The sequence below is a fragment of the Aminobacter sp. BE322 genome, from assembly GCF_050433525.1.
Taxonomy (GTDB): Bacteria; Pseudomonadota; Alphaproteobacteria; order Rhizobiales; family Rhizobiaceae; genus Aminobacter.
This window is the reverse complement of record NZ_JBNPXB010000016.1, coordinates 33565-60091: the sequence shown is the minus strand read 5'-3', so window position 1 is coordinate 60091 and position 26527 is coordinate 33565. Positions and strand designations below refer to the sequence as shown.

Annotated in this window: 26 protein-coding genes; 16 read left to right on the top strand and 10 right to left on the bottom strand. The window is 66.6% G+C overall.

Annotated elements, in window-relative coordinates; all coding sequences use genetic code 11:
• Positions 1–68: 68 nt before the first annotated feature.
• Positions 69–1379 carry an ABC transporter substrate-binding protein gene (locus J2X50_RS19785; RefSeq protein WP_429097594.1) on the bottom strand — a complete coding sequence of 437 codons (1311 nt, stop codon included), beginning with the start codon at positions 1377–1379 and terminating at the stop codon, positions 69–71.
• Positions 1380–1551: 172 nt separating this feature from the next.
• Positions 1552–2451, bottom strand: coding sequence for a LysR substrate-binding domain-containing protein (locus tag J2X50_RS19780; protein ID WP_429097592.1), 900 nt, complete (start codon positions 2449–2451; stop codon positions 1552–1554).
• A gap of 118 nt (positions 2452–2569) precedes the next feature.
• On the opposite strand from J2X50_RS19780, the gene J2X50_RS19775 reads away from it, so the two are divergent.
• Entirely contained in the window at positions 2570–2752 is a 183-nt protein-coding gene (locus tag J2X50_RS19775) for a hypothetical protein (RefSeq protein ID WP_429097590.1), read from the top strand.
• Positions 2753–2851: 99 nt separating this feature from the next.
• Here J2X50_RS19775 and J2X50_RS19770 read toward each other — a convergent pair whose 3' ends face one another.
• A complete protein-coding gene (locus tag J2X50_RS19770) occupies positions 2852–3811 on the bottom strand; it encodes a sugar-binding transcriptional regulator (protein ID WP_429097588.1) in 960 nt (319 codons plus the stop codon).
• Between the two features lie 194 nt (positions 3812–4005).
• Between J2X50_RS19770 and J2X50_RS19765 the strand changes: the two genes are divergently transcribed.
• Positions 4006–4641: an HAD family hydrolase gene (locus tag J2X50_RS19765; protein ID WP_429097587.1), complete on the top strand. Its 636-nt coding sequence runs from the start codon at positions 4006–4008 to the stop codon at positions 4639–4641.
• Between the two features lie 28 nt (positions 4642–4669).
• Complete coding sequence (locus tag J2X50_RS19760; RefSeq protein ID WP_429097679.1) at positions 4670–5104, top strand: hypothetical protein; 435 nt, start codon at positions 4670–4672, stop codon at positions 5102–5104.
• A gap of 127 nt (positions 5105–5231) precedes the next feature.
• Here J2X50_RS19760 and J2X50_RS19755 read toward each other — a convergent pair whose 3' ends face one another.
• Together J2X50_RS19755 and J2X50_RS19750 are read right to left on the bottom strand one after the other, a co-directional pair.
• Positions 5232–5792 carry a LysE family translocator gene (locus tag J2X50_RS19755; RefSeq protein ID WP_429097585.1) on the bottom strand — a complete coding sequence of 187 codons (561 nt, stop codon included), beginning with the start codon at positions 5790–5792 and terminating at the stop codon, positions 5232–5234.
• Positions 5793–6131: 339 nt separating this feature from the next.
• Positions 6132–6689 (bottom strand): TenA family transcriptional regulator, encoded by a 558-nt coding sequence (locus tag J2X50_RS19750; protein ID WP_429097678.1) that lies wholly within the window; start codon positions 6687–6689, stop codon positions 6132–6134.
• A gap of 232 nt (positions 6690–6921) precedes the next feature.
• Here J2X50_RS19750 and J2X50_RS19745 point away from each other — a divergent pair, with 232 nt between their 5' ends.
• From J2X50_RS19745 to J2X50_RS19735, 3 genes are read left to right on the top strand one after another with little or no spacing between them, the layout of a single operon-like run.
• Positions 6922–7494, top strand: a complete 573-nt coding sequence (locus J2X50_RS19745; RefSeq protein WP_429097584.1) for a sigma-70 family RNA polymerase sigma factor — start codon at positions 6922–6924, stop codon at positions 7492–7494.
• Complete coding sequence (locus J2X50_RS19740) at positions 7491–8153, top strand: anti-sigma factor (protein WP_429097582.1); 663 nt, start codon at positions 7491–7493, stop codon at positions 8151–8153. Before J2X50_RS19745 ends, J2X50_RS19740 begins: the two co-directional genes overlap by 4 nt.
• Complete coding sequence (locus J2X50_RS19735; protein ID WP_429097581.1) at positions 8150–9664, top strand: S8 family serine peptidase; 1515 nt, start codon at positions 8150–8152, stop codon at positions 9662–9664. Before J2X50_RS19740 ends, J2X50_RS19735 begins: the two co-directional genes overlap by 4 nt.
• Positions 9665–9937: 273 nt before the next feature.
• Here the strand turns inward: J2X50_RS19735 and J2X50_RS19730 are convergent, their stop codons facing one another.
• The gene (locus J2X50_RS19730; protein WP_429097580.1) at positions 9938–10966 is read right to left on the bottom strand and encodes a substrate-binding domain-containing protein; all 1029 of its coding nucleotides are present in this window, start codon (positions 10964–10966) and stop codon (positions 9938–9940) included.
• A 54-nt stretch (positions 10967–11020) separates the two neighbouring features.
• Here J2X50_RS19730 and J2X50_RS19725 point away from each other — a divergent pair, with 54 nt between their 5' ends.
• The 6 genes from J2X50_RS19725 (at position 11021) to J2X50_RS19700 (ending at position 17868) form a co-directional block, all read left to right on the top strand.
• Positions 11021–11203, top strand: coding sequence for a hypothetical protein (locus tag J2X50_RS19725; protein WP_429097578.1), 183 nt, complete (start codon positions 11021–11023; stop codon positions 11201–11203).
• Between the two features lie 116 nt (positions 11204–11319).
• The gene (locus tag J2X50_RS19720) at positions 11320–12675 is read left to right on the top strand and encodes an ABC transporter substrate-binding protein (RefSeq protein WP_429097576.1); all 1356 of its coding nucleotides are present in this window, start codon (positions 11320–11322) and stop codon (positions 12673–12675) included.
• Positions 12676–12885: 210 nt separating this feature from the next.
• Entirely contained in the window at positions 12886–13902 is a 1017-nt protein-coding gene (locus J2X50_RS19715) for a carbohydrate ABC transporter permease (RefSeq protein WP_429097574.1), read from the top strand.
• A gap of 1 nt (position 13903) precedes the next feature.
• Positions 13904–15058 carry a carbohydrate ABC transporter permease gene (locus J2X50_RS19710; RefSeq protein ID WP_429097572.1) on the top strand — a complete coding sequence of 385 codons (1155 nt, stop codon included), beginning with the start codon at positions 13904–13906 and terminating at the stop codon, positions 15056–15058.
• Between the two features lie 5 nt (positions 15059–15063).
• Positions 15064–16728 (top strand): alpha-glucosidase, encoded by a 1665-nt coding sequence (locus J2X50_RS19705; protein ID WP_429097570.1) that lies wholly within the window; start codon positions 15064–15066, stop codon positions 16726–16728.
• A 30-nt stretch (positions 16729–16758) separates the two neighbouring features.
• The gene (locus J2X50_RS19700) at positions 16759–17868 is read left to right on the top strand and encodes an ABC transporter ATP-binding protein (RefSeq protein WP_429097568.1); all 1110 of its coding nucleotides are present in this window, start codon (positions 16759–16761) and stop codon (positions 17866–17868) included.
• Between the two features lie 1043 nt (positions 17869–18911).
• On the opposite strand, the gene J2X50_RS19695 is transcribed toward J2X50_RS19700, so the two are convergent.
• Complete coding sequence (locus J2X50_RS19695; RefSeq protein WP_429097567.1) at positions 18912–19670, bottom strand: glycosyltransferase domain-containing protein; 759 nt, start codon at positions 19668–19670, stop codon at positions 18912–18914.
• Between the two features lie 242 nt (positions 19671–19912).
• Here J2X50_RS19695 and J2X50_RS19690 point away from each other — a divergent pair, with 242 nt between their 5' ends.
• The gene (locus J2X50_RS19690) at positions 19913–20350 is read left to right on the top strand and encodes a Fur family transcriptional regulator (RefSeq protein WP_429097565.1); all 438 of its coding nucleotides are present in this window, start codon (positions 19913–19915) and stop codon (positions 20348–20350) included.
• On the opposite strand, the gene J2X50_RS19685 is transcribed toward J2X50_RS19690, so the two are convergent.
• The 3 genes from J2X50_RS19685 to J2X50_RS19675 form a co-directional block, all read right to left on the bottom strand.
• A complete protein-coding gene (locus J2X50_RS19685; protein WP_429097563.1) occupies positions 20347–21297 on the bottom strand; it encodes an IS481 family transposase in 951 nt (316 codons plus the stop codon). The genes J2X50_RS19690 and J2X50_RS19685 overlap by 4 nt on opposite strands.
• 73 nt (positions 21298–21370) lie before the next feature.
• Positions 21371–23581 (bottom strand): transglycosylase domain-containing protein, encoded by a 2211-nt coding sequence (locus J2X50_RS19680; RefSeq protein WP_429097562.1) that lies wholly within the window; start codon positions 23579–23581, stop codon positions 21371–21373.
• Positions 23582–23758: 177 nt separating this feature from the next.
• Positions 23759–24292: a DUF6428 family protein gene (locus J2X50_RS19675; protein ID WP_429097560.1), complete on the bottom strand. Its 534-nt coding sequence runs from the start codon at positions 24290–24292 to the stop codon at positions 23759–23761.
• A 42-nt stretch (positions 24293–24334) separates the two neighbouring features.
• Here J2X50_RS19675 and J2X50_RS19670 point away from each other — a divergent pair, with 42 nt between their 5' ends.
• The 3 genes from J2X50_RS19670 to arsK all read left to right on the top strand — a co-directional run bounded on the left by J2X50_RS19670 (position 24335) and on the right by arsK (position 26440).
• Positions 24335–24685, top strand: a complete 351-nt coding sequence (locus J2X50_RS19670) for an ArsR/SmtB family transcription factor (RefSeq protein ID WP_429097558.1) — start codon at positions 24335–24337, stop codon at positions 24683–24685.
• 134 nt (positions 24686–24819) lie between these two features.
• Positions 24820–25233 (top strand): arsenate reductase (glutaredoxin), encoded by a 414-nt coding sequence (arsC, locus tag J2X50_RS19665; protein ID WP_429097557.1) that lies wholly within the window; start codon positions 24820–24822, stop codon positions 25231–25233.
• 19 nt (positions 25234–25252) lie between these two features.
• Positions 25253–26440 carry an arsenite efflux MFS transporter ArsK gene (gene arsK, locus J2X50_RS19660; protein ID WP_429097555.1) on the top strand — a complete coding sequence of 396 codons (1188 nt, stop codon included), beginning with the start codon at positions 25253–25255 and terminating at the stop codon, positions 26438–26440.
• The last annotated feature ends 87 nt before the right edge of the window (positions 26441–26527 follow it).

The following is a 26527-nucleotide window of genomic DNA, read 5'->3' as shown; positions in this document are numbered from 1 at the left end:
TTCGGTCGAACCGGTCGGAAAAGGCGGCCGCCCGACTGGGAAACGGGCGGCCGAGGCTCCGGGAGGTTCTATTTGATGTAGCCGGCGCGGGTCATCTCGCGCACCGAGACCTGCTGCGCCTGGGCCAGCGCGTCGTCGACCGACATCTGGCCGGCAAGTGCCGCCGAGAACAGCTGGCCGACCGTCGTGCCCAGGCCCTGGAACTCGGGAATGGCCACGAACTGCACGCCGACGTAAGGAACCGGCTTGACGGTGGGCTTGGTCGGGTCGGCCGAGTTGATCGAATCCAGCGTCATCTTGGCGAACGGCGCGGCCTTCTGGTACTCGGGGTTGCCGTAGAGCGAGGTGCGCGTGCCGGGCGGCACGTTGGCCCAGCCTTCCTTCGAGGCGACGAGGTCGAGATAGCCCTTGCTGGTCGCCCAGGCGACGAACTTCTGCGCCGCTTCCGCCTTCTGCGTGCCGGCGGGGATGCCGAGCGACCAGGCCCACAGCCAGTTGCCGCGCTTGCCCAGGCCGTTGTCGGGCGCCAGCGCATAGCCGACCTTGTCGGCGACGGTCGAGTTCTTCGGGTCGGAGACGAAGGAGGCGGCGACGGTGGCGTCGATCCACATGCCGCACTTGCCCTGCTGGAACAGCGCCAGGTTCTCGTTGAAGCCGTTGGAGGAGGCGCCCTGCGGGCCGGCGTCGTTCATCAGCTTGACGTAGAAGTCGAGCGTCGACTTCCACTCCGGCTGGTCGAACTGCGGCTGCCACTTCTCGTCGAACCATCGCGCGCCGAACGAGTTCGAGGTGGCCGTCAGGAAGGCCATGTTCTCGCCCCAGCCGGCCTTGCCGCGCAGGCAGACGCCGTTGATGTCGTTGGCGCGGTCGGTCATCTTGCGCGCCGCGTCCGCAATGAACTCCCAGGTCGGCGCGTCGGGCATGGTGAGCCCCGCCTTCTCCATCAGGTCCTTGCGGTACATGACGAAGGAGCTCTCGCCGTAGAAGGGCGCGGCATAGAGCTTGCCGTCGGCCGAGAGGCCGCCCCTGATCGCCGGGATGATGTCGTCGACGTCGTAGTCGGCGCCGAGGTTGTCGAGCGGCAAGAGCCATTGCTGCTTGGCCCAGATCGGAACCTCGTAGGTGCCGATGGTGAGCACGTCGTACTGCCCGCCCTTGGTGGCGATGTCGGTGGTGACGCGCTCGCGCAGGACGTTCTCTTCCAGCGTCACCCATTGCAGGTCGATGTCGGGGTTCTTGGCTTTGAAATCGTCCGTCAGCTTCTGCATCCGGATCATGTCGCCGTTGTTGACGGTGGCAATCGTGATGGTCTCGGCATGCGCGGCGAACGCAAGCGCGCTCGCACCGCACAGGCCCAAAAAGAGCGTGGTCAGTTTCATCGAAATCCTCCCATGGACCAAGGTGAGCATTTGCCTTGGTTGTGAGCAATTATTCACTCGGCATGATTTATGTCAAGCGTGAATCTGTTCGGCCACGCCGCATCGCGCGGCGCGGGTTGCACCGGCGACGGTGGGGCAGGACTGAAGACGGAGGGGTGGAGGGGTGCGCCGCCTATCCGATCGAGCCGGGCCGTGCCAGCTCGGCCAGGATCCAGTCGCGGAAGGCGCGGATATTGGGCGCGTTGCGGCGGGCTTCGGGATAGACCAGCCAGTAGCCCTGGCCGTCGTCGCCGATCAGGTCGAAGGGCTGGATCAGCCGGCCCTCGGCGAGTTCGGAGGTGAAGAAGGCGCGGGTCAGGATGGCGACGCCCTGGCCGGCCATCGCGGCGCTTGCCTCATAGGCTTGGGAGCCCATGCTGGTGTCGGGCCGCCCCGAGAGGCTATCTGCCGGCAGGCCGGCGAGCGCGAACCATCGCGTCCACCAGATGTCGCCCGGATCGAGGATGTTCAGCTTGAGCAGGTCGGCCGGCTCCTTCACCCCGCCGATGCTTTCGGCCAGCTTCGGGCTGAGCATCGGCGTGTACTGGGCGCGGAACAGCCGATGCGCCACCAGCCCCGGCCACGTGCCGTCGCCCGAGCGGATGCCGACGTCGACGTCCTCGCGGGCGAAGTCGACCATCCGGCTCGACGTGTCGAGCCTCACCGCGATCCCCGGATGGCGCATCTGGAACGAGCCGATGTGGCGCGCCAGCCAGTTCGAGGCGAAGGTCAGGACGGTCGACACGCACAGCGTTCCCGCCGAGCCGCCGCGCGCCGCCGCATAGGCCTCTCCCAGGATCGCGAAGGCTTCGCTCGCCGCCGGAGCCAGCCGGCGGCCCACCTCCGTCAGGGCGACCTGGCGCGGGCGGCGCAGGAACAGCGGTGCGCCGACCCGTTCCTCGAGCAGCTTGATCTGGTAGCTCACCGCCGCCTGGGTCATGCCCAGCTCCGCCGCGGCCTTGGTGAAGCTCGCATGGCGCGCCGCCGCCTCGAACACCCGGATCGCCGTCAATGGCGGCAGTTGCAGGGCCATGATGCATAAGCTCTCTTAATGGGTCAAGATCGATATTCGATTGGAATTCAAGGCTTTCATGAACCAAATGTCTGGTCAACCCATCAGCGGGCTTAAGTATCAGCGGAGGTTCACGATCATGCGCGCAGCACAGGCGAGGCTCAGCCATTGCGAGCCGGCATCATGGGCCGAAAGGCTTGGCCTGGCGTTCGGTTGGCGCACCCGCTCCCGGCGCGTTCTCGATCCGCGCGACCTGTCGGATCATCTCAAGCGCGACATCGGCGTGCTCGACGGCAACGATCCCTGCGGCCGGCGTGCTTGACCGCCCGTGCATTCGAACGCACGCACGAGGACGCTCTAGGCTTTTTGAATCTCTGCATCGTGCCTTTCAAAAATCGATTCCGATTTTGAGCCGGCGCAGCTAGCTCGCCGCGAGCAGTCCGGCTGCGGTGCGCTCGTCGGTGATGAGGCCGTTGACCAGCCGTCGCGTGACGGCCGCCAGGATCCCCGGCAGTTTGCGCTCGCCCATGGCGAGCGCCACCACCAGCGACCTTTCGCGCGACGGCAGGGGGGCGGAAGCGACCCTGTCGTTGGTGATGCCCTCGATCAGCCGTCCGTCGCGATCGAAGGCCCAGCCGACGATCTCGCCCACCGCGCCCGCCTTCTGCAGCGCCTTCAGTTCCGTTTCGGTGATGAAGCCGTCCTCGTAGAGCGGCGCCTTCGGGCCCATGTCGCCGACGCCGACGAAAGTGACGTCGGCCTGTGCGGCCAGCGCCAGCGTCGGCTGGATCAGCGGCTGGCCGTGCAGCATGCGGCGCTCCTCGGCCGACGAGGCGATCGCCGGCAGCGGCATCGGGAAGCTGCGCGCCTTGATCGTATCGGCCATGGTGAAGATGACGTTGTAGAAGGCTGCCGAACCGTCGGGCGAGATGTTGCCGGTCAGCGAGACCACCTTGTGCTGCGGGCACTCCATCGGCGGCAGCTGCTCGATCGCCGCCTTCAGCGTGCGGCCGGTGCCGATCGCCATGACTATGGGCTCGGCCGAACGCAGCCATTTCTCGATCTCGGCGGCCGCCGCCTGGGCGATGCCGATCGTCGTCGACGACGAATCCGGGTCGCTCGGCGTCACCTCGACCAGGTCCAGGGCGAAGCGCGACCGCAGCCGGTCGGCGAGGTCGAGGCAGCTGGCGATGGGGTGGTCGACCCGCACCTTGATCAGCCCTTCCGACATGGCGAGCGACACCAGCCGCTGCGCCGTCTGGCGCGAGACGCCGAGCTTCGTGGCGATCTGGTCCTGGGTGTTGCCGGCGACGTAGTAGAGCCAGCCGGCGCGGGCGGCGTCGTCGAGCCTGGGATTGGCGCTTTCGTGCCGGGCGCTCATGCTTTATGCCTCTCAATCGACCTGCTTCGCCAGTTTCGCAGGGTTTTGCGGATTGCGCAATTGCCCGATTGATGCGTCATTTGTTCGTAAGGCGATTGCTGTGTTATGGTACGCTTGGCCTGACCGTCCTCGGCAATTGGCCGGTTCAAGTCGACTTCCGAAGCCTCTATGAACCAGACGAAAGGGCACGTTCGATGATTCCGAGGGCAGTGTACTGGGACATGGACGGCACGCTGATCGACAGCGAGCCGCTGCACGAGCGGTCGCTCGTCGCCGCACTCCGCAGCGTCGGCATCGAGCCGCCGGTCGACCTGCATGCGCGCGTCGTCGGCCAGGCGGCGCGGCCGGTCTACGAGGTGCTGCGCGACCAGTTCGGCCTGGCGCTCGAATTCGACGAATGGATCGCCCGCAAATACGACCACTATATGAGCCATGCCCCCGGCCTGCTGCCGCGCGAGGGCGCGATGGAGATCTTCGGCGATCTCAAGGCGCGCGGGACCGTGCAGGCCATCGTGTCGAATTCCGACCGCATGGTGGTCGACGCCAATCTCCGGGCCGTCGGCCTGCACGAACCGGCGATGCGCACCATCAGCCGCAACGACGTGCGTTGCGGCAAGCCCGATCCGGAGCCCTATCTGCGCGCCGCCTGGCTGACCGGCATCGATCCGGCCGACACGGTGGTGATGGAGGACAGCTTCACCGGGGCGAGCGCCGGCGTCGCCGCCGGCATGCGCACCATCTTCTGGCCGCAGGACCCGGTCGACGGCCCCGACGGCGCACTGGTTGCGCGCAGTGCGGGCGACGTGCGCGCCTTCCTCGGATTGAACTGACCCTGGGCTTTCCGTCCGTGCAGAACCCCTGCGCCCCGGTTTCGTAGGTCACGTCGAGGCCCTGCACGCTGAGCAGCGGCGGCGGTGCTGGCGAGGCGGCTGGCACGGGGTTGAGCATCGGCAAATTCCTGTCAGGGGAAGGTGGGCGACACCCGGCTGCTTCATCGCTGCCGTCGGCTCCAGCCTGCCCAATACGCGCGAGCTCGACGATCGCGCGGTCGCCCGTGCCTCGCTCGTCGCCGTCGAATGGCGCGAGCAGGGCCTGCGCGAAGCCGGCGACCTCGTGCTCGCCGACCCCGCGGCCCTGCCTCGATCCAAGATCGTCGAACTCGGCGAGATCCTCGCCGGCAAGGCGCGTGGCCGCACCGGCGAGGACGAGATCACCATCTACAAGTCCGTCGGGGTAGGCCTCCAGGACATCGCCCTGGCGGGATTGGCCTACAGGCGGATCGTGGGCGGGTAGGGCATTTTGCAGCCGGACGGAATCGTCTGGCGTCGCACGAATGCGGCCGGGAAAATCAGCTCGGGCGGCGGAGCTGCATTCGTCGGAATGCCCGCCGCTCTAGCCGTTGCGGACCGATCGCCGGGCATCAGGCATGGACCGCACTGATGGCGGCCGCGACCGAGAAGGAGCCGACGATCAGCGCCGCCGCCCTGTAGGAATACCGGCGAAGGGAAACCGGCAGTGCCGCGCCCAGCGCCGTCCAGCCGATACCGGCCAGCGTCGAGAGCAGGACGAATCCGGCCACCCCTCCGGCCGGGCTTTCCGCCATCAGGCTCGGGATGACGATGGTGCCGACCAGCATCGCCTTCGGGTTCAGCATCGTCGTCGCAAGCACGCGCCAGAATGCGCCCTGACGGGCGTCGATGCCCGGCACCACCGGCTGCGACCACAGCCTGACGGCCGAAACGAGCAGCCAGGCCGCAGCGACGGCCTTCATCACGGCGAGCGCTGCCGGCACGTCCCGAACCTGGTCCTGCAGCGCCAGGAAGAGGCTCACCGCGACGGCATAGCCGAGCGCCTCGGCGAGCGGCAGGTGAAGCGCGTTGCGCAAACCCATCGCCGCGCCCGAGGCAGCCAGCATGGTGTTCGTCGGTCCCGGGGTCAGCAGGACGGCAAGCGACGCGGCGACGAAGGGCAGGACGGACATCGGGGCAGTGGTTCCGTGAATCTCGCCTGCCATCTATGCCGATGGGCGGCGGCCGGCCTTGATGCAGGTCAAGCAGGACTTCGCCATGTCTGGACATTGCATGCAAGACCAAGAATGTTGGCAGCCGGTTTCGAATGTTCAATGGTAGTGTCGACAATTGAGCAACAGCGTCGAGATAGTCTTCTCAACATATGGCTGCGGCATTCGCAGCATCGGGACATTCGATGTCAGCTACTCTTCGGTACCAGCGGAGGAAGAATAGCAGAGTGATCGCCAGCCTGCGATTCAACCTGCGGAAGCAACTCCTAATGGAGGATGATACGGCCGGGCAAGGATTGACTACAATATCCAATCCGGTGCGGACGCTTCGTCCCCTCCCGATCGCTCATGCCGCGATGCCGCGGCCGTCCTCGTGCAGTCGTGCAACAGTTGCACACCCTGGCCGGTCGCCATCAGGTCGAAGAGCTCGACCTCCTCGTCGGTGAAACCATACTTGTCGCGCGGCGTCGGCGTCTGCTTGCGGTAGATCGACGGCACCTGGGATTCGAGGCCGACGACGAGGCCGGCCACGGCGACGATCGGGTCTTCGCGCATGGCTACCGCGTAGCACCAGCTCTGCAGCGCGCGCGTCGTCGGCGACATGTTGTCGGGGTCGCGCATCCTGTCGGCCGTCGTGCTGCTGGCCTCGCCGAAGCGGATCAGAAGGTCGGTGTGGCGGTCGCCGCCGATCTCTTCCTCATACATGTTGGCGAGAAGGAAGTCCTTGGCCTCGGTGAAGCCCTCCGGCATGCGCGCATAGATGTAGCCGAGATAGTCCGCGAACGGTCCGACATAGTGGTAGTGGTTCTCGGCCCAGCGGGCGAGGTGCTCGCGGCTCGGCTTGCCGCTCGTCCGGATTCATGGCGACCGCCATGCGGATGCTCCTGAGGCTCGTTTTGGTATACTGTATTCCAAATTGACCGAGGCGCGAGTTCTCCTCCCGTCGCCGCGTCCATGCGCGCCTGGGTTGCCCGATCCACTGGCAACGCGGCGTCAGTTCGGTTAGCTTGGTCAAGTCCGAAACAAACCGGTGAACCTTTTTGCGGCGACCCGCGACTATGCAGACAGGAGCCCGGCGGTTGCTCCGGCCATGAACATCGCATCCGATCCATTGTCAGATCGCGAGCTCGTCGGCCGGGTCGCAAACGGCGACCGCGCCGCTTTGCGGCTCCTGTTCACGCGTCACCACGCGCGGGTCTACCGTTTCGTGGCGCGCCAGACGGGGTCCGAATCCGTGGCGGATGATGTTGCAAACGAGGTGTTCCTGGAGCTGTGGCGCCAGGCGCCGCAATTCGAGGGCCGGTCGGAGGTGTCGACCTGGCTGCTCGGCATAGCGCGCTTCAAGGCGCTGTCCTCGCTGCGCAAGCGCAAGGAGGACTGGCTCGACGACGACGATGCGGCCGCCGTGCCCGACGATGCGGACACGCCCGAGGTCGCCGCCATGAAAAAGGACAAGGGGGCGGCGCTGCGCCGCTGCGTCGATGCGCTCGCCGAGGAGCATCGCACCGTCGTCGACCTCGCCTATTACCATGGGAAATCGGTGACCGAGATCGGCGACATCCTCGACATCCCCGTCGCCACCGTGAAGACGCGGATGTTCTACGCCCGCAAGAAGCTGGGCGAGGCCTTGAAGGCCGCCGGATACGACAGGGGGTGGCCATGAGCGCTGCCGAAAAGATGACCCGCCGCGACGAGATCGAGACGCTGCTGCCCTTCTACCTGAACGGCACGCTGGAAGGCGCCGAGCTCGCCACCGTCGAGGACTGGCTCGCCACCGATCCGGCCGCGCCCGCGGCACTCGAGGCCGCCGAGGCCGAGTTTTCCGGGGCGCTCGCCGCCAACGAGGCGATCCGCCCGCCGGCCGATGCGCTGAGCCGCTTCGCGAAGCTGCTCGAAGCCGAGGCCGGGCCGGTGCGCGAACCGCGCGCGCAGTCGCTGCTGTCGCGTGCCTGGCAGGGCTTCATGGGCCTGCCGGTCGGCGTCGCCTGGGCCGCCGCCGCGGCCCTGCTCGCCTTCGTGGTGGTGCAGGGCGCTATCGAGAGGCCGGGCACCGGCAATGACGTCGAGGTTGCCGGCACCGGCGAGGAGACCGCGAAGCAGCCCTTCGTGCTGGTCACCTTCAAGCCGGATGCCAAGATGTCCGACATCGCCGCCTTTCTCGGCGACAACGGCGCTTCGATCATCGGCGGGCCGACGGCGAGCGGCGTCTTCCGCGTCGCCATCGCCGCCGACAAGGCCGCCGACTTCGACCGCGTCGTGGCGGCGATCTCCGCCGCCCCCTTTGCTGATACGGTGACGGTCGGGAGGAAGCCGGCCGAATGAGCCCGGGCGCGCACATGCTGCGGTTGCTGCTGGTGGCGAGCCTGCTCGCCGCCGCCCCCGCGCGTGCCCAGACCAACGACCCGAACCTGACGCCCGAGCAGCTCGACTGCCTCAGCCGCGCCACCGCCGCCACCGGCGGCGACTGCCTGAAGCCCGGCGCCCGGCCGGCCCCGGGCGGCCCTTCGGCGGAGGGCGGCCGCTTGCCCGGCGCCGTCAGCCTGCCCGAGCTCCTGGTCGACCTGTTCCCGAATCCCGGCGATTTCCCCGGCGTGCCCTCGGGCGGCCAGTCCGCCGTGCCTTTGCCCACGCCCAATCCGCAGCGCGACCCCGCCGCGCCGGCCGATCCCTCGGCCGGCGGCGCCCCGGCCGTCGCCTCCGCCACCCCGCAGGCACCGCCCGGCGGCACCCCGCCCGGCAGTCTGGCGACCAGCGTGCTGGCCGCGCCGCCGCGCGCCGTCTCCGGCGCATTCGTGCCTGACGAGGTTTTGGCGACGGTCGACGGCGGCCCGGCGGTCGCGCAGGCGGTCGCCGCCGATTTCGGCCTCGAGATCCGGTCGCAGCGCCAGTCGGCCCTGCTCGGCACCAGCCTCGTGCGCTTCGGCATTCCCGACGGCCGCCCCGTCGGCGTCGTGCTCGCCCAGCTCGCCGGCGACGGCCGCACGACTTCGCGCGAGCCCAACCACATCTACGACCTGCAGCAGGCGGCGGCGTCCCCGGGCTTTGCCTTCCAGCGCATCTCGCTCGACGAGGCCGAGGCCAATGGCGAAAACGTCGGTGTCGCCGTCATTGACACGGCGATCGACGACACCCATCCAGCGCTCAAGGGGGTGATCGCTGCAAGCTTCGACGCCATGCCCGGCGTCAAGGTCACCGCCCGCGACCATGCGACCTCCGTCGCCGGGCTGATTGCCGGCACGGGCACGTTCAAGGGCATGGCGCCGGGCTCGAAGGTTTTTCATGCGCGTGCCTTCGAAGGCGGCAAGTCCAACATGGAGACCATCCTCAACGCGCTGGACTGGGCCGCCGAGCAGGACGTCCGCATCGTCAACATGAGCTTCGTCGGGCCCAAGAACGCGCTGCTCGAGCAGGCCTGCCTCGCCGCGCGCGCCCGCGGCCTGATCCTGGTCGCCGCCGCCGGCAACAATGGCCCCGGCGCGCCCTACGGCTACCCGGCCGCCTACGAGGGCGTCATCGCCGTCACCGCCACCGACGCCAGGGACGGGCTGATGAAGCAGGCCAACCGCGGTCCTTACGTCTATGTCTCCGCCCCCGGCGTCGACGTGCTTGCGCCCGTCGGCGGCGGCACCGACCTCGTCACCGGCACGTCCTTCGCCGCAGCCGTCGTCAGCGGCGCCATCGCCAACCTCCTGCATCGCGAGCCCGAGCGCTCGGCCGCCTGGGTCGAGAAGGCGCTCGCCGACACCGCCACCGACCTCGGCGACAAGGGCCGCGACACCGATTTCGGCTTCGGGCTCATCAACACCAAGGCGGCGCAGGCGGCGAAGGAGTGACGGCTTCCTTCTCCCCGTTCACGGGGAGAAGGTCCCGGCAGGGGGATGAGGGGCAGCGCGAGGCTCCTGAAAGTACTCGTCGCACCACTCGATGACCTACCCCCACCCCTAACCCCTCCCCACAAGGGGGAGGGGGATTCCGGCGTCGGTCGCCACGCTCTACGAAGCAACGTGACACCGGCCCAACCTGTCAGCCGGATCGCGCTCGGGCGCTTGCCGTCCCCCTCCCCCTTGTGGGGAGGGGTTAGGGGTGGGGGTACTTCCCTTTCGAACTCAAATGACCCGCCGCGCCCCCGCGATCGATCCGCGCACCACCAGGTCCACCGGCCAGACCTCGCCGCGCGCCCCGTCCTCGAGCCCCGAGATCCGCGCCGCCAGCCGCTCGGCGACACGCGCGCCGGCCGCGCGGATGGACGAGCGCGTGGTCGACAGCGGCATCGGAAAATTCTCCGGCTTCAGCCATGGAAAGACGTCGTCGTGGCTGATCAGCGACACGTCGCCGGGGATCGAAAGATTGAGGTCGCGCACTGCCCGCACCACGCCCAGCGACATGTGCAGGCTCGAGCAGATGATCGCGGTCGGCGCGTCGGCGGCCTCCAGCAGGCTGCGCGCGGCACGGTAGCCGTTCTCCTCGGTCATCACCGCCGAGCGGACGTGCCGCGGCTCGAGCGCGAGCCCGCTGCTGGCAAGCGCGCGGCTCATCCCGCGTTCGCGGAAGATGGCGAAGGTCTGGGTGTCGTCGCCGTTGATCAGGCCGACGCGCCTGTGGCCGAGCTGGACGAAGAGCCGGGTGGCGTCGTGGAAGGCGCCCTCGTTGTCGATGTCGATGAAGGGGTAGTCGAAGTCGAGCCCCTCGCTGCGGCCGTGCACGATGAAGGGGATGCCGAGCTGGTGGACGAGCGCGATGCGCCGGTCGGCGCGGCGCGGGGCGGAGATGTAGAGCGCGTCCACCTGCTTGTTCGCCACCACCCGCCGGTAGGTCGTCTCCTCCTCGGCGGCGTCGGCCGGGCTCAGCACCAGGTCGAGCTCGTGGCCGCGGGCATAGTCGCCCAGCCCCGACAGGAACTCGACGAAATGCGGGTCGATGTCGACGGCGGCGCCCGTCGGCAGCACGTAGCCGATCATGCCGGCCTTGCCTGTCGCCAGCCGCCGCGCACTCGGATTCGGCCGGTAGCCGTGGCGCTTGGCGGCGTCCATCACCCGCCGGCGCGTTTCCTCGCTGACCTCGGGATAGCCGTTCAGGGCACGGCTCACCGTCGTCTGCGAAAGTTCGAGCATTTTCGACAGCTGTTTGAGGTTCACCGTGGCCTCGAATTCCAAAGCGCTTTAAATCGTGCCGCTCGCCTTGTCGGGCGGATGCTGGCTGCATGCGGTCACGATAGGCGCGTCGAAAGCCGCTTTGAAGCAAAATTTGCTGCTGCAATGCCAAAAAACCGTGCTGCGGCGCACATGCCGGCCGAATTTAAATCGATTGATTGCGCGCAGCTCTTGACTCGCGGTCATTTCGATGGCGTGATGAAAGAAGCCAAAGCGCTTTGAGATGCCCTAACGTCAGCGAGTTGCAGGCGGCGCGATACTGGAGCATTGTTCGAGGCGGTGTCGGCGGGCGGAATGGAGGTTCCGTCCGGAGTTTTCTATTCACTGGGAGGAAGACCATGAAGAAGACCCTGATGCTGGGGGTGGCGCTGGCGGCCTTTGCCCTCACGGCGCCCGCGTCGGCGGAGCTGAAATTCAAGCCGGGCGAGGACGCCCGCTTCACCTGGGCCAATTTCGACGAACTCAAGAAGGTCGATCTCAAGGGCGAGACGCTGACCATCTTCGGGCCGTGGCGCGGCGAGGACGAGGCGCTGGCCCGCTCGGTGCTCGACTACTTCAGCGAGGCCACGGGCGCCGAGATCAAATACTCCTCGTCCGAAAACTACGAGCAGCAGATCGTCATCGACACGCAGGCCGGCAGCCCGCCCAACATCGCCATCCTGCCGCAGCCTGGCCTGATCCAGGATCTCGCCTCCAAGGGCCTGCTCACCCCGCTCGACGAGGGCACCGCCAATTTCGTCAAGGAGAACTACGGCGCCGGCCAGTCCTGGGTCGATCTCGGCACCTACAAGGACAAGGACGGCAAGCCCGGCTTCTACGGCTTCCCCTTCAAGGCCGACCTGAAGTCGCTGGTCTGGTACGTGCCGGAGAATTTCGAGGAAGCTGGCTATGAGGTTCCCAAGACCTGGGAGGACCTGCAGGCCCTGACCGACAAGATCGTCGCCGACGGCGGCGTGCCGTGGTGCATCGGCCTCGGCTCCGGCGGCGCCACCGGCTGGCCGGCCACCGACTGGGTCGAGGACATCATGCTGCGCACGCAGGCGCCCGACGTCTACGACAAGTGGACCCGCAACGAGATCCCGTTCAACGATCCGGCCGTGGTCAACGCCCTCGACATCTTCGCCAAGATCGCCACCAACGACAAATATGTCGACGGCGGCAAGGCGGCGGTCGCCGCGACCGACTTCCGCGACAGCCCCAAGGGCCTCTTCGCCGTTCCGCCCAAGTGCTACCTGCACCGCCAGGCGTCGTTCATCTCGTCCTTCTTCCCCGAAGGCACCAAGCTCGGCGAGGACGCCGACTTCTTCTACCTGCCGCCGATGGCCGCCAAGCCCGAGCTCGGCAATCCGGTGCTCGGCGGCGGCACGCTGTTCACCATCGCCAAGGACTCCAAGGCCGCGCGCGCCTTCATCGACTTCCTGAAGATGCCGCTCGCCCACGAGATCTGGATGGCGCAGTCGGGCTTCCTCACTCCGCTCAAGACGGCCAACAAGGAGGCCTATGCCAACGACGCGCTGAAGAAGCAGGGCGAGATCCTGGTCAACGCCTCGACCTTCCGCTTCGACGGCTCCGACCTGATGCCCGGCAAGATCGGCGCCGGCGCCTTCTGGACCGGCATGATCGACCTCGTCGGCGGCAAGGCTCCGGCCGACGTCGCCGCCGACATCCAGAAGAGCTGGGACGCGATCAAGTAAGGGCAGCGCTCCGGCGGGCTCGAAGCAGTACCTACTCACCCGCCCTCCGCTTCGCTGGGCACCCTCTCGCTGATTGGGAGAGGGTGCAGGTGAGGGGCCGCTTCCTCTTCTCCCCGTCGGGGAGAAGGTGGCCGCGCAGCGGCCGGATGAGGGGGCGGTCCTCTGAAGTATCCCACGCTCGAACCAGCCCGTTGAAAAGGGACTGATCCCATGACGGCACAGATACTTTCGGCCATTTTCACCGTGATCATCGGCGTCGGCGGCTGCGTCGCCTATTTCTGGGGCGCCAACAGGCTGCTCGACGTCGTCTTTCCCTCGCGCGGCGTCTCCGGCACGGCGGCCGTCGACAATCTGCGCCGCCAGGGCATCATCCGTCCGTGGCTCTTCGTCGGCCCGGCGCTGCTCATCGTCACCGTCTACCTCATCTATCCGGTGATCGACACGCTGCGCCTCTCCTTCATGGACCGCACCGGCCAGAACGTGGTCGGCCTCGCCAACTACAGCTGGGCCTTCGGCGACCGCGAATTCCGCAACTCGATCTTCAACAACCTGCTCTGGCTGATCGTCGTGCCGGCGGCCTGCACCTTCCTCGGCCTGATCATCGCCGTGCTCACCGACAAGATCTGGTGGGGCAACATCGCCAAGAGCCTGGTGTTCATGCCGCTCGCCATCTCCTTCGTCGGCGCCAGCGTCATCTGGAAGTTCGTCTACGAATACCGCGCCGAGGGGCAGACGCAGATCGGCATCCTCAACGCCGTGGTGCAATATTTCGGCGGCACGCCGCAGGTGTGGATCTCGACGCCCTTCTGGAACAACTTCTTCCTGATGGTCATCCTGATCTGGATCCAGACCGGCTTCGCCATGGTCATCCTGTCCTCGGCCCTGCGCGGCATCCCCGAGGAGACCATCGAGGCCGCGGTCATCGACGGCGCCAACCCGTTCCAGATCTTCTGGAAAATCATGGTGCCGCAGATCTGGGGCACGATCGCCGTTGTCTGGACCACCATCACCATCCTCGTCCTCAAGGTCTTCGACATCGTACTCACCATGACCAACGGCCAGTGGAACAGCCAGGTGCTCGCCAACCTGATGTTCGACTGGATGTTCCGCGGCGGCGGCGATTTCGGCCGGGGGGCGGCGATTGCCGTGGTCATCATGCTGGCCGTCGTGCCGATCATGGTCTGGAACATCCGCCAGGCCAATCGCGAAGGCGGCGGAGGGCACTGACATGTCCAGTCCAAGCGGAAAGTCCTTCCTCGGCCGCTTCGGCGTCCACATCGCGGTGTTCGTCTTCGTCGCGATCTGGACCATCCCGACTCTCGGCATCCTGGTGAGTTCCCTGCGCGACAAGGACCAGCTCGTCGTCTCCGGCTGGTGGACGGCGCTGTCCACCTCCTCCGAGACCCAGGCGGGGCGCACCGACGCCGCCGACAAGCAGGTCGAGAAGGACGGCAGGTTCCTGATCACGGGCAATCTGTTCGGCGCCGGCGACGCCCGCACCCTGACCGCCTTCGGCACGCGCGCCCAGCAGCCGACCCAGTACGCGGCCGGCGAGACGGCCGACCTCGGCGAGGGCGTGATCCTGCAGGTCGGCGAGGACGGCGCCTACGTCATGTCCTCGCCCAAGGCCTTCGAGGGCAGCCGCGGCCAGCGCGTCTACTATTCGGCGTCGATGCCGCCGCGCTTCACCACCGACAACTATCGCTCGGTGCTGTTCTCGGAAGGCATCGGCCGCTCCTTCATCAATTCGCTGACGGTGACGATCCCGTCGACCATCATCCCGATCCTGATCGCCGCCTTCGCCGCCTATGCGCTCGCCTGGATGCGCTTTCCCGGCCGCGCGCTCCTGATTGCCGTCATCATCGGCCTGCTCGTCGTGCCGCTGCAGATGTCGCTGATCCCGCTGCTCAAGCTCTACAACGGCGTCGGCCTGTTCTTCGGCGTGCCGGCCAAGACTTATCTCGGCATCTGGCTGGCGCATACCGGCTTCGGCCTGCCCTTCGCCATCTACCTGCTCAGGGCCTACATCGCTGGCCTGCCGCGCGAGATCATGGAATCGGCCCGCATCGACGGCGCCAGCGATTTCGAGATCTTCGTCAAGATCGTGCTGCCGCTGTCCTTCCCGGTGCTCGCCTCCTTCGCCATCTTCCAGTTCCTCTGGGTCTGGAACGACCTGCTGGTGGCGATGGTGTTCCTGCGCGCCGACGCCGACCAGATCGTGCTCACCGCCAAGCTCAACAACCTGCTCGGCTCGCGCGGCGGCGACTGGGAAATCCTCACCACCTCGGCCTTCGTCACCATCATCGTGCCGCTGGCCGTGTTCTTCTCGCTCCAACGCTATTTCGTCCGCGGCCTGCTCGCGGGCTCGGTCAAGGGAGGCTAGCTCCAATGCAGTCCGCTGTGCGCAAAATCGAAAATCCCGTTCACGCGGTGGATCGCGACTGGTGGCGGGGGGCGGTGATCTACCAGATCTACCCCCGCAGCTTCCAGGATTCGAACGGCGACGGCATCGGCGACCTCAAGGGCATCATCTCCCGCCTGCCGCACATCGCGGCACTCGGCGCCGACGCCATCTGGATCTCGCCCTTCTTCAAGTCGCCGATGAAGGATTTCGGTTACGACATCTCGGACTATCTCGACATCGACCCGATGTTCGGCACGCTCGCCGACTTCGACGCCATGATCGCCGAGGCGCACCGTCTCGGCCTCAAGGTGATGATCGACGGCGTCATCTCGCACACCTCCGACCTGCACCCCTGGTTCAAGGAAAGCCGCTCGAGCCGCGACAATGCCAAGGCCGACTGGTACGTCTGGGCGGATGCGAGGCCCGACGGCAGCCCGCCCAACAACTGGCTGTCGATCTTCGGCGGCTCGGCCTGGCAGTGGGACACCAGGCGCATGCAGTATTACCTGCACAACTTCCTCGCCGAGCAGCCCGACCTCAACTTCCACAATCGCGACGTCCAGGACGCCCTGCTCGACGTCACCCGCTTCTGGCTCGACCGCGGCGTCGACGGCTTCCGCCTCGACACCATCAATTTCTACTTCCATTCGGCCGGTCTCGAGGACAATCCGGCGCTGCCGCCGGAACAGCGCAACGACCAGACCGCGCCGGCGGTGAACCCCTACAATTTCCAGGACCACGTCTACGACAAGAGCCGGCCCGAGAACCTCGACTTCCTCGCCCGCTTCCGCGCCGTGCTCGACGAGTATCCGGCGGCGGCCGCCGTCGGCGAGGTCGGCGATTCCCAGCGCGGCCTCGAGGTCGTCGCCTCCTACACCGGCGGCGGCGACAAGGTGCAGATGTGCTACGCCTTCGACTTCCTGGCGCCCGAGAAGATCAGCGCCGCCAAGGTCCGCACGGTGCTCGAGGATTTCGGCCGCGTCGCCACCGACGGCTGGTCGTGCTGGGCCTTCTCCAACCACGACGTCGTCCGCCACGCCTCTCGCTGGGGCATGGGCGAGGCCGACCGCACCGCCTATCTCAAGGTCGTCTCGGCGCTCCTGATGTCGCTGCGCGGCTCGGTCTGCATCTACCAGGGCGAGGAGCTCGGGCTGACCGAGGCCAACCTCGCCTTCGAGGACCTGCAGGACCCCTACGGCATCCGCTTCTGGCCTGAATTCAAGGGTCGCGATGGCTGCCGCACGCCGATGGTGTGGGCCAAGGACGCCAGGAACGGCGGCTTCTCGACGGCCAAGCCATGGCTGCCGGTGCCGGCGGAGCACATCGCCAGGGCGGTGGACACGCAGGCCGGCGATCCCGCCTCGCTGCTCGAGCACTACCGCCGCTTCCTCGCCTTCCGCCGCGCCCACCCGTCGCTCGCCAAGGGCGACATCCGCTTCCTCGACGTCGAAGGCGACGCCATCGCCTTCAGCCGCCGCGAGGGTAACGAGGAGATCGTTTGCGTCTTCAATCTCGGCAGCGCTCCGGCTACCGTCGATCTGGGAGATCGCGGCCTGCAGCCCCTTCAGGGGCATGGGCTCGACGGCAGGACGGACGCCGGCACGGTCCGGCTCGGCGGCTACGGCGCCTGGTTCGGGCGCTTCGTTTAGCCGACAACGAAAAGTTTCTGGGAGGAAACCATGGCCGATCTAACGCTCAGGGACGTCAAGAAGTCCTACGGTAATCTCAACATTCTCCACGGCATCGACCTCGACATCAAATCGGGCGAGTTCATTGTCTTCGTTGGCCCCTCCGGCTGCGGGAAGTCGACGCTCCTGCGCTCCATCGCAGGCCTTGAGGAGATCACCTCGGGCGAACTCCACATTGCCGGCGAGCGGGTCAACGACGTGCCGCCGTCCAAGCGCGGCATCGCCATGGTGTTCCAGTCCTACGCGCTCTACCCGCACATGACGGTCTACGACAACATGGCCTTCGGCATGAAGATCGCCAAGGAAAGCAAGGCCGAGATCGACAAGCGGGTACGTGCCGCGGCCGAGATCCTGCAGCTGACCAAATATCTCGACCGCCTGCCCAAGGCGATGTCGGGCGGCCAGCGCCAGCGCGTCGCCATCGGCCGCGCCATCGTGCGCAATCCCAAGGTCTTCCTGTTCGACGAGCCGCTTTCCAACCTCGACGCGGCGCTTCGCGTCGCCACCCGCATCGAGATCGCCAAGCTGAAGGAATCGATGCCTCAGACGACGATGATCTACGTCACCCACGACCAGGTCGAGGCGATGACGCTGGCCGACCGCATCGTCGTGCTCAAGGATGGCCGCATTGAGCAGGTCGGCACGCCGATGGAGCTCTACAAGCACCCGGGCAACCTGTTCGTCGCCCAGTTCATCGGCTCGCCGGCCATGAACATCCTGCCGGCCACCGTCGACCGTGCCGGCGAGACCAGCCTGGTTTCCCACGTCGCCGGCCGCAAGACGCCGGTGCCGATCGCAACGCCGGCCGACGCCCAGGGCAAGGGCGTCAGCTTCGGCGTCCGCCCCGAGGACCTCTATGTCGCGACCGGCGACGACTTCCTGTTCGAGGGCATGATCGACTACGTCGAGCAGCTCGGCGAGGTGCAGCTCGTCTATGTCGACATCGGCCGCGGCGACCAGCCGCTGACCGCCAAGCTGCCGGGCAATGTCGAGATCAGGCGCGGCACCGTCATCCGGCTTGCCGCCAGCCCCGACGATCTGCACATCTTCGACGCCGACGGCCGCTCCTACGACCGCCGCCGCACCGCGGTCGCGGCATAGGTTTTTCAACGGCGGCGGCGATCCCCCGCAAGCGAGGAGATGTCCGGCCTTTCGACAGGCTCAGGACAGAAGGAATAAGGGATGAGGCGCTGCCTCTTGCGTTCGTCATCCCAGGGCAAAGCAGGCGCGTTTGCGCCGTCGCGGCGACCCTGGGATCCATGCCGTGACCCTTCGCACGTGGAGGCATTTTCCACGGGCAAGCGATTTTTCGCGCGGCCAGCCCTTCATCTGGTCGCGCTTGAGGACCGCCTCATTCCTTCCCACCCCCCTCTGGGCTGCCGCCCATCTCCCCCACAAGGGGGGAGATTGGCAGCTCCGGCGTCTCGCCCGTTTCTGCCGGCTGCTAAGAGTGGCTTTTGCAACGGTGGCGATTGGCAAAGGCCGTGGCGACAGCCAATCTCCCCCCTTGTGGGGGAGATGTCCGGTAGGACAGAGGGGGGTGGGAAGGAATAAGACGTAGAAGGTCTGCCTTCCGCGCACGCCTCGTTTTGGCAGTAACTCTGTCAGCAATGTGCGTGGAGAAATTCTCCCGTTTTTCCACCCCTCCAAAACCTCCCGTATCCTTGTGCCATCGCCCTTGTCGGGACCTGGTGCGCACCGGGTGTCAGGGAGGGCGGCGGTGACCTCCCGCCACGGCTGCGGTAGCCGTGGCTCCGAGGGCCCGTCGACAGGCCGGCGTCGTCCGGCGCGCGCCGCAGATGGCGGGTGCCGGAGGGTGCGGAGAAGCCGCGGGTTCAGGCCACGAAAAGACCGTGGGACGGACCTGTGACCGGCCGACCGAGGGACAGACACCGGGCGGGGCGCGGGGTTCGCGCCACGTATCAATCTATCGGACGGCTCGGCCGCGCGCCCCGCTTCCCGAACCACCTCCCGCAAAGGGAGTGTTCTTTGACAATGGCCAGGCGCGAAAGCGAGCGTGGCAATGGATAGGTATGTGGGACAGCACCCCCCCCTCTGTCCTGAGCCTATCGAAGGGCCGCAGGGGAGGGTCGATCCGCGCGCCGGATCGGGCCGGGGTCGCCCGAGGCAGCGCGCCGACAACCCTATCTCCAGGCACGGCCTTCGGCGGCGCCCCAGGTGATGTAGTGCTTGCGCGGGTTCATCCCCGAGGCGGCGACATCCGGGTTGAGCCGCAGATAGTCCTCGTCGCGGAACGCCCGCGGCAGCCGGTGGCCCTTGACCCGCGGCCATTTGAGCAGCTTGTTGCGATAGGGTGTGCCCGCCAGGTGGCCCGTCCGGAAACCGTGCCGGCGGGCAACGAAGGCGAAGGACAGCTGGTCGCGATAGGACCATTTCCTGATTTCGGCGTGCCAGTCCTCCATCACGGCGATCACCGCAGGGTCGTTGTGCCGCCGCAGCATCACCGTGCTGGCGACGAGGCCGGCTCCGGCCGGGTGCCCGAGCGACCGGTAGTGATCCATCTGGGCATTGATGATGTCGGGATCGTCGTACTGCAGGTCGATCACCGCGACGGCCTCGTCATAGATGCAGTTCCGTTCGGGATGGCGGAAGCACAGCATCGGCGCCGGGCTCGCGTCCAGGAGCGCGAAGAAGCGTTTGGCCGGGACCTTGGGCTTGACGGTGTTGTCCATGTACAGGCTCGACGCATACTCGCCCAGGAAGCGGTGGGGCAGATGCTTGATCATCTTGGAGGTCCGGACGGGACCGAGTTCGGTGGAGTCGACATACCTGAACTGCCATCGCTTCGACGTCAGCGAGCGGTCGTCCGTGAAGCAGATGAAGTCGGTTCTTCGGTCCCGTCGGAAATGGCGGTCGGCGAACTGCTCCGAATGGCCGAACATGCAGGTGTAGACGACCTGGCGAGGTCGCGCTTGCCGGATGCCCGGCAACCAACTCAAGAATCGCAGCAAACTTGTTCCCCCGTCCAACGTCGACGCGTGGCCTTCCCCGGCTGGAAGGATGGCGCGGGCGCCTCGGTTGCGCAAGTCGAAACGGCGGCGGCGAGCCTCGCGCCATCCTTCGCTGGGGATGGATACACGGATAATCTTTTGCAACTGGGTGTCATCTGGCACATAGTCGCGCCATGAAGAAGCATGCACCTGCCCCAATTCCGACGAAGCCCGACTACGAGAAAGCGCTGCGCAAGGCCGGCATCCGGATCACCCGTCCGCGCAAGGTGATCCTGACGATCCTGCGCGAGACCGAGGACCATCCCGACGCGCTCGAGATATTCCGCCGCGCCGAGCAGGTCGACAAGAGCATCTCTCTGTCGACCGTCTACCGCACCATGAAGCTGCTGGAGGAGATGGGCGCGATCTACCGCCACGCCTTCGAGGGCGGGCCGTCGCGATTCGAGCAGGCCGGTGGCGACCACCACGACCATCTCATCGACATCGACACCGGCGACGTCATCGAGTTCCGCTCCGACCGCATCGAGCAGCTGCAGCAGGAGATCGCCCGCCAGCTCGGCTACGACATCGTCCACCACCGGCTCGAACTCTACGGACGCCGGCGCCGCTAGGTGTGTGGTCCCGCAATGATATGGTGCGGGTTGAACTTGAAGTTTGAAGGGTCCTTTGTCCATGCATCGCAGATCACCTGATAGGGTGTTTTCCATCTCAGGGCCTTGAGGTGCTTGGCGAAGTAGTATGCGGTAACGAAGGTCAGGCTTTCCAGATCGTCGTAGTGGTAGATCTTGACCGTGGCGTCCTTGATGGTGCGGTTCATCCGCTCGGCCTGACCGTTGGTCCAGGGATGGTAGGGTTTGGTCAGCCGGGGCTCGATGCCATTGGTTATGCAGACCCGGTCGAAGATGTGCGGACCGAGGAAACGTCGGCTGGGCCCCTGACGGTTCTTGGGCAGGTCGGCGAAGGCCATGCCATTGTCGGTGAGCACGGTATGGATCTGGTAAGGAAAGACCTCGACCACACTCCTGAGGAAGGCCGCGCCTTCCATCTTGCCGGCACAGTCGTAGAACTCGACATAGGTGAACTTCGAGACACGGTCGATCGCCAGGAACATGACCAGCTCGCCGTCCGCATGGTGCAGTTCGCAGCTGTCGATATGGACATAGCCGATCTCGTAGGTCTTGAACCTCTTACGCTGATCCTTGACCGCCTCGACTGGCAGCCGGGAGATGCCATGGCGCTGTAGGCAGCGGTGCAGGGCGCTACGGCTGAGGTTGGGGATGGTATCCCTCAGGCAACCGAGCACGTCGTCCAACGGCAGTAGCGTCTTCTGGCGAAAGGCCACGACAATGGCCTCCTCGGCGGGCGTCAGCACCGTGCTCTTCGGCGTCTTCGGCCCCATCGGCGTATCGGCCGTCGTGGCTCGCTTGCGCCATTTGGCTACTGTCTTCGGGTTCAGCCCATAACGGGAGGCAAGGGACCGGGTGCTCTCTTGCGACGCTTGGAGCTCGGCTCGAAGACGCGGCGTCGTGCGGGCGCTGCCGTGAAGAACGCTTGCCATAAGGCATCCTCATCCTGACGACTCAGGCTCAATGATGCACCACTACACTGAGGGACTACACACCTAGCCGGCGTCAGTTGCCGAGCAGGATGTTGAGGATGGAAGTCTCGCGCCGCTGCGGCTGGCCGCCGACGTCGGCGGGGGGAACCGGGCGGCGGATCGATGCGGTCGAGGGCTGTTCCTGCTGCGCGCCGCCGACCTGCCGCGCGGGCTGCCGCTCACCGGGCTGCTCGGGCGCCGCCGGGAAGGAATTCTCGTCGAGGGCCGGCTGGTCGTCGGCGGCGACCTCGGGGGCGGCCTGCTGCGGCGTCCACGAACCCGGCAGCGGTGCCACCGGCACGCCTTCGTGGGCGGCCACCATGAACTCGTGCCAGGCAAGTGCCGGCAGCGCGCCGCCGGTCACCCGCTTCATCGGCTTGCCGTCGTCGTTGCCGAACCATACACCGGTGGTGAGGTTCGCCGTGTAGCCGACGAACCAGGCGTCGCGCGAATTCTGGCTGGTGCCGGTCTTGCCGGCCGCCGGCCAGGCGAAGGCGGCCTTCTTGGCCGTGCCCTCCTCCACAGCACCCGTCATCATCGCATTCATCATGCCGACGACCTCGGCGCTGATCACCCGCGGGCCACCACCCGCGGTGTTCTCGTAGAGGACGCTGCCGTCGGCCGCGGTGATGCGCTTGATGATGTGGACCTCCGGCCGATAGCCGCCATTGGCGAAGGGCACGTAGGCGGCGGTCAGCTCCAGCGGCGTCACCTCGGACGTGCCCAGCGAGATGCTGACATTGGGCTGCAGCTCGGACTCGATGCCCATGCGCTGGGCAGCCTCGACCACGGCCGCCGGCCCAACCTCCATGGCGAGCTGGGCTGCCACCGAGTTCAGCGACTTCGCCAGCGCGGTCCTCAGCGTGACGCGCCCGTAATACTTGCCGTTGTAGTTCTCCGGCGTCCACTTGCCGATCTGGATGGGCGCGTCGTTGCGGACGCTTTCGGGCGAGCGGCCCTGCTCCACGGCGGCCAGGTAGACGAAGGGCTTGAACGCCGAGCCGGGCTGGCGGCGCGCCTCGGAGGCGCGGTCGAACTGGCTGGTGGAATAGTCGTAGCCGCCGACCATGGCGCGCACCGCACCCGAATTGTCGATCGACACCAGCGCACCCTGGCTGACGTTCAGCTTCTCGCCGTTCTCGTCGATCAGGCGGCGGATCGATTTTTCGGCCAATTCCTGCAGCGTCATGTCGACGGTGGTGTCGACGATGATGTCGGAGCGCACCTCGCCGATCAGGCCGGGCAGCTCTTCCATGACGCGATCGGCGACATAGTTTTCCGAGCCGGTCCAGAACGAGGCGACGCGGCTCGCCGGCGCGCTCATGGCGGTCGCCAGTTCCTTCTCCTCGATCATGCCCTGTTCGCGCATCGCCGCCAGCACCAGCTGTGCGCGGGCGTCGGCGGCCTTGGGGTCGCGGGCCGGCGAAAGCCGCGACGGCGCCTTGAGCAGGCCGGCGAGAAGTGCTGCCTCGGCAAGGCTGACGTCGCGCGCGGACTTGCCGAAATAGCGGCGCGAAGCCGCCTCGACGCCATAGGACCCGGAGCCGAAATAGACCCGGTTCAGATACATCTCGAGGATCTGGTCCTTGGTGTATTTCTGCTCCAGCCAGAGCGCCAAGAGCACCTCCTGGACCTTGCGCTCCAGGGTCCGGTCCGGCGTCAGGAACAGGTTCTTGGCGAGCTGCTGGGTCAGGGTCGAGCCGCCCTGGGTGAAGCGGCCGTGGATGACGCGCTGCGACACCGCCCGGGCAAGGCCGATCGGATCGACGCCGAAATGCGAATAGAAGCGCCGGTCCTCGATGGCCATGACGGCCTGCGGGATGTAGGGCGACATTTCGAACAGGCCGACGGCCTCGCCGCCGGTCATGCCGCGATTGGCGATCAGGCGGCCGTCGACGCCGACGATCTTGATGTTGGGGGACCGGTCGGGGATCGCCCAGGTCGTGGCGCTCGGCATCTTGGCGCCGTAGTAAATGACGATGCCGGCGGCGGCGATGCCGCCCCAGATGGCGAGCACGAAGCACCAGTAGACCAGCCGGCCGAAGATGCCGAACATGCCGCGGCGCTTCTTCTGGCTGCGGCCGCGGCCCGGGGAGCGCGCTTTCGAGGCGCTGCGTTTGGCAGGGGCTTTGCGGCGGCTGGGCACGACCCGGTCCTCTTCACCAACCGAAAAGACGTCGTCCTCCGCGTCGTCCCGCGGATCATCGAAACTGGGTTCGATGCGCCTGTCCTTCCGGTTCGCCATGTCTGTCTGTCCGGCCCCCATGCCTATGGCGTTCCGGTTGCAGACTAAATGCGGCGATTTAAGGGGGCGTTAAGCAGGTGCTTTCCGAAGCCTCGAACAATCAACGGGTTACAGCCAACCCGTTGCCGCCGCGCCCACCACCTTTTACCCGGGCTGGGCGCGCAAGAGCGTTCCCGCCTAGCTGCAGCACCGCGAGCCCGATCCGGATGACGGCGGACAACACGGCATTTCCTGCCCCTCCAGCCAGCGGTCGCGCGGCTTGCAGCTTGCCGGTCGCGGCGTGAGGTCCACGAAGATGGAGTCGTCCACGAGGGCCGGCAGCCCGGCACGATAAAGCTGGATGGGCTGAAAGCCGTCGCTGACTTCGAAGGTCAGCTTCGCCTGCATGTCCAGACGGACGTTCTGCATGACCTTGCGCAGGATCGCCACGAACTTGCCAGCGGCCATCTGTTCGGGCGCGTCGTCGACGTCCCACAACTGGACGAATATCTCCGTCCATGCCTCGGGGTTGGCGCCGCAGTCGAGTGCGGAGAAGTTCGCGGATTTGACCTCGGTCACATGATATCCGCGGCGCACGACGTTGCCCTGGTAGCGGAACGACAGCCGGCTCGAAGAATGTGCCGAAAGAAATTCGATCAGGCCGCCGACGGTAGCCTCTTCCGGCGGAGCCGAAGGCGATCCTCCGGTTTTGCCGTTGCCAAATGCTTCCATCTCGGCTACTCCTCATTTTGATATTTCTAGGATTATTGAAATATGGACGAGCGTCAAGCTCTCATCGCGTTCGGTGCCCTGTCGCAGGAGACGCGGCTGCGCATTCTCAGGATGCTTGTCGTGGCCGGTCCGGACGGCATGGCGGCCGGCACCGTCGCCGACCGGGCCGAGGTATCCCCGTCGAATGTCAGCTTTCACCTGAAGGAGCTGGAACGGGCGGGCCTTGCCTGTGCAAGGCGCGATTCCCGCTCGATCATCTACACTGCGGAGTACGATGCGCTGAGCGGCCTCATTCGCTTCCTGATGGAAGACTGCTGCTCCGCACGGCCGGAAATCTGCATGCCGGTCGCCAGGGCAGCGGCGTGCTGCGCTCCAGATCAACCGCCCGCCTGACCCATGTCCAATGTCGAACGTCCGGCGTGCTCGTCTCCGTTTCCGGCCATGCCGCCGGTGGCCCGGGTGTTGAACCCCTCATGGGGCTGGCAAGAGGCGGCACGAAGGCCATCCATCGAAACCGGGAGCGCAAGATGACCACGACGATCTACCACAACCCCGCCTGCGGCACCTCGCGCAATACACTGGCCATGATCCGCGCCAGCGGCGAGGAGCCTGTCGTCATCGAGTATCTCAAGACGCCGCCGTCGCGCGACCGGCTCATCCAGCTCCTCGGGGCGATGCGGATGTCGCCGCGCGATTTGCTGCGCGAAAAGGGCACGCCCTACGCGGACCTCGGCCTCGACGATCCCAAGTGGACGGACGACCAGCTGATCGACTTCATGCTGACCCATCCGGTCCTGATCAACCGGCCGATCGTGGAAACGTCGAAAGGCACCCGCCTTTGCCGGCCGTCGGAGGCGGTGCTCGACCTTCTGGAGAACCCGGTTTCCGACTTTGCGAAGGAAGGCGGCGAGGTCGTGCATCGCGACCCCAATCGCGCATGAGCGCCGGGCCTGCGGCCGAATGAACGAGAAACATACGCCGGCTGGAGCTGTCCTCGCCCTGGGCATCACCCAGATCATCGGCTATGGCACGCTCTACTACAGCTTCAGCATGCTCGCCGCCGACATGGCGGAGGATTTCGGCAGGTCCGCCGAATGGATTTTCGGCGCCTTCTCTGTGGCATTGCTCGCAGGCGGACTCACGGCGCCTTGGCTCGGCAGGCTGATCGATCGCTTCGGCGCCGGCGCAGTCATGACGATCGGCTCGGGCGCAGCCGCTGCCGCGCTGGTGGCGTGCGCCCTGGCGCCGAACCCCATGTCGTTTGCCCTCGCTCTCGTCGCCCTCGCCGTGGCCTCCAATTTCGTGCAGTACGGCGCGGCATTCGCCCTGCTCGTCCAGGTCAGACCGGCCGTGGCCCGGCGAAGCATCACCTATCTGACGCTCATCGCGGGTTTCGCCTCGACCATATTCTGGCCGCTGACGGCCGGACTGCATGCCCGCCTGTCGTGGCAGGGCGTCTATCTCGCCTTCGCCGCGCTGAACCTGCTCGTCTGCATGCCCCTGCATGCCTGGCTGTCGCATGGCCTGGCCAGGACCAGGAGGGGCGCCGCGGAACCTGCCAGCCAGGTTCCTGGTTTGCTTGCGCCTTCCGCGAGGACGCTCGGCTTCGCATTGATGGTCTCCGCCTTCTCACTGCAGAATCTCATGAGTGCAGCCGTCCTTGTCCACATGGTGCCGATGCTCTCCGGCCTTGGCCTCGGCGCGGCCGCCGCCGTCGCCGGCACCCTGTTCGGGCCGGCGCAGGTGCTGAGCCGGTTCATCAACATGGCCGTCGGCATCGACCTTGCGCCGCTGCGGCTGGCGATCATATCCGCGGCCCTCATGGCGGGCGGCGTCGTCGTGCTGGTCGTCACCGCTCCGTCCGTCCCCGGAGCGATGCTGTTTGCGGTCGCCTTCGGCATGGGCAACGGCCTCTTCAGCATCGTCACCGGCGCGCTGCCGCTTTCCCTGTTCGGAAGCGAGGGCTACGGCCAGCTGCAGGGGCGTGCCATGGCGGCCCGCCTGATCATCTCGGCCGCCGCCCCCTTTGCCTTTGCCTGGGCAATGGCGACCATCGGCATTTCGTGGTCGCTGGGCCTCATCGCGCTGTTGGGAAGTTCCGCGATCCTGATCTTTGCCTTCGTCGGCAGGGCGATGACCCCGAACTGACCGGGCACGGCGATCGTCGGCGTTGGTCGGCCGGTAGCCACAAGCGATCCGCCATGACGGAAAAAGGCCGCCGTCCTTGCGGGCGGC

What these genes read in the sequence shown, in the direction of transcription:
- J2X50_RS19710 (WP_429097572.1), top strand. Translation starts at nt 13,904, where the DNA reads ATGTCCAGTCCAAGCGGAAAGTCCTTCCTCGGCCGCTTCGGCGTCCAC.
- J2X50_RS19705 (WP_429097570.1), top strand. Translation starts at nt 15,064, where the DNA reads ATGCAGTCCGCTGTGCGCAAAATCGAAAATCCCGTTCACGCGGTGGAT.
- arsC (WP_429097557.1), top strand. Translation starts at nt 24,820, where the DNA reads ATGACCACGACGATCTACCACAACCCCGCCTGCGGCACCTCGCGCAAT.
- J2X50_RS19700 (WP_429097568.1), top strand. Translation starts at nt 16,759, where the DNA reads ATGGCCGATCTAACGCTCAGGGACGTCAAGAAGTCCTACGGTAATCTC.
- J2X50_RS19670 (WP_429097558.1), top strand. Translation starts at nt 24,335, where the DNA reads ATGGACGAGCGTCAAGCTCTCATCGCGTTCGGTGCCCTGTCGCAGGAG.
- J2X50_RS19765 (WP_429097587.1), top strand. Translation starts at nt 4,006, where the DNA reads ATGATTCCGAGGGCAGTGTACTGGGACATGGACGGCACGCTGATCGAC.
- J2X50_RS19780 (WP_429097592.1), bottom strand. Translation starts at nt 2,451, where the DNA reads ATGGCCCTGCAACTGCCGCCATTGACGGCGATCCGGGTGTTCGAGGCG.
- J2X50_RS19740 (WP_429097582.1), top strand. Translation starts at nt 7,491, where the DNA reads ATGAGCGCTGCCGAAAAGATGACCCGCCGCGACGAGATCGAGACGCTG.
- J2X50_RS19675 (WP_429097560.1), bottom strand. Translation starts at nt 24,292, where the DNA reads ATGGAAGCATTTGGCAACGGCAAAACCGGAGGATCGCCTTCGGCTCCG.
- J2X50_RS19715 (WP_429097574.1), top strand. Translation starts at nt 12,886, where the DNA reads ATGACGGCACAGATACTTTCGGCCATTTTCACCGTGATCATCGGCGTC.
- arsK (WP_429097555.1), top strand. Translation starts at nt 25,253, where the DNA reads ATGAACGAGAAACATACGCCGGCTGGAGCTGTCCTCGCCCTGGGCATC.
- J2X50_RS19770 (WP_429097588.1), bottom strand. Translation starts at nt 3,811, where the DNA reads ATGAGCGCCCGGCACGAAAGCGCCAATCCCAGGCTCGACGACGCCGCC.
- J2X50_RS19785 (WP_429097594.1), bottom strand. Translation starts at nt 1,379, where the DNA reads ATGAAACTGACCACGCTCTTTTTGGGCCTGTGCGGTGCGAGCGCGCTT.
- J2X50_RS19775 (WP_429097590.1), top strand. Translation starts at nt 2,570, where the DNA reads ATGCGCGCAGCACAGGCGAGGCTCAGCCATTGCGAGCCGGCATCATGG.
- J2X50_RS19680 (WP_429097562.1), bottom strand. Translation starts at nt 23,581, where the DNA reads ATGGCGAACCGGAAGGACAGGCGCATCGAACCCAGTTTCGATGATCCG.
- J2X50_RS19755 (WP_429097585.1), bottom strand. Translation starts at nt 5,792, where the DNA reads ATGTCCGTCCTGCCCTTCGTCGCCGCGTCGCTTGCCGTCCTGCTGACC.
- J2X50_RS19690 (WP_429097565.1), top strand. Translation starts at nt 19,913, where the DNA reads ATGAAGAAGCATGCACCTGCCCCAATTCCGACGAAGCCCGACTACGAG.
- J2X50_RS19725 (WP_429097578.1), top strand. Translation starts at nt 11,021, where the DNA reads ATGCTGGCTGCATGCGGTCACGATAGGCGCGTCGAAAGCCGCTTTGAA.
- J2X50_RS19720 (WP_429097576.1), top strand. Translation starts at nt 11,320, where the DNA reads ATGAAGAAGACCCTGATGCTGGGGGTGGCGCTGGCGGCCTTTGCCCTC.
- J2X50_RS19685 (WP_429097563.1), bottom strand. Translation starts at nt 21,297, where the DNA reads ATGGCAAGCGTTCTTCACGGCAGCGCCCGCACGACGCCGCGTCTTCGA.
- J2X50_RS19745 (WP_429097584.1), top strand. Translation starts at nt 6,922, where the DNA reads ATGAACATCGCATCCGATCCATTGTCAGATCGCGAGCTCGTCGGCCGG.
- J2X50_RS19735 (WP_429097581.1), top strand. Translation starts at nt 8,150, where the DNA reads ATGAGCCCGGGCGCGCACATGCTGCGGTTGCTGCTGGTGGCGAGCCTG.
- J2X50_RS19695 (WP_429097567.1), bottom strand. Translation starts at nt 19,670, where the DNA reads ATGTTCGGCCATTCGGAGCAGTTCGCCGACCGCCATTTCCGACGGGAC.